Origin of the sequence: Roseivivax isoporae LMG 25204, from assembly GCF_000521865.1 — a bacterium.
Classification (GTDB): Bacteria; Pseudomonadota; Alphaproteobacteria; order Rhodobacterales; family Rhodobacteraceae; genus Roseivivax; species Roseivivax isoporae.
The window spans coordinates 1-775 of sequence record NZ_JAME01000140.1; the positions used below are offsets into that span (position 1 = coordinate 1).

The 775-nt window shown below is 67.4% G+C and carries 1 protein-coding gene; it reads right to left on the reverse strand.

Translation table 11 applies throughout. The features are described 5' to 3' along the window. Position 1: 1 nt before the first annotated feature. Positions 2-775: DUF5131 family protein (locus RISW2_RS24425; RefSeq protein WP_043775866.1), on the reverse strand; the 774-nt coding region annotated here is incomplete at its 5' end.

A 775-nucleotide genomic window follows, 5' to 3' on the forward strand; every position in this document is an offset into this window, starting at 1 on the left:
GTCATGCCGGCACCTCGTCCCAGTTGCGCCCGTCCAGCTTGCGGCCCGCGGCGCGCTTGCCGACGTGCAGATACTCGACATGCCCCGGCGGAAATTCGACCGAGCGAATGTCTTCCGGGCCGATCTCGTCTGGTGCCCACGCGCCCCATTGCTTGAAGAAGAAGGGCACGCCCGCGGCGGTGCACTGGTCGCGCAGGGACCGCGCCCAGTCCGGGTGCATGGGACGCGCTCCCGGGCCGCTCTCGCCGCCGACGATCACCCAATCGAGGCCGAAGCCCATCGTGTCGCCGTCACCCTCGAGGCCGCTCCACCGCGTCAGGCCCACCGGCCCCAGCAGCGGCTCGGCCGAGACGAACCGGACCACTGCCGGCGTTGCCAGCAGGTGCGGCACGCGCTCGTCGGCCCGCCGCTGATCCTCGGCCGAGACGCCCAGCCACACGTTCGAAAGAGGCCATCGGCGCATAAACCCATCTCCGTCAGGGAAATGACGGTCCTGCCATTCAGCCGCTGCAATTAGCGCTTGTCCCGGCGCTCTCGGTAAAATCTCGCACATGGCGGAATGCGCTCGAATGTGCGCTGCCGGTGTCGCAAACCAGGCGCCATCGTCTGCGACCGTGGTGTGTCGTCCGGTGGGATGCAGTCGAGTTAGGAAATCCCGCATGCGCTCCGCGCGCTTTGTCAGCACCTGGAACTTGTGCTGCGGGGAGAGGGCCATGACGGCGAACACGCGGTCGATCACCTCGTCGGGCACAGCCTCGTGGAAAAGGTCTGACAT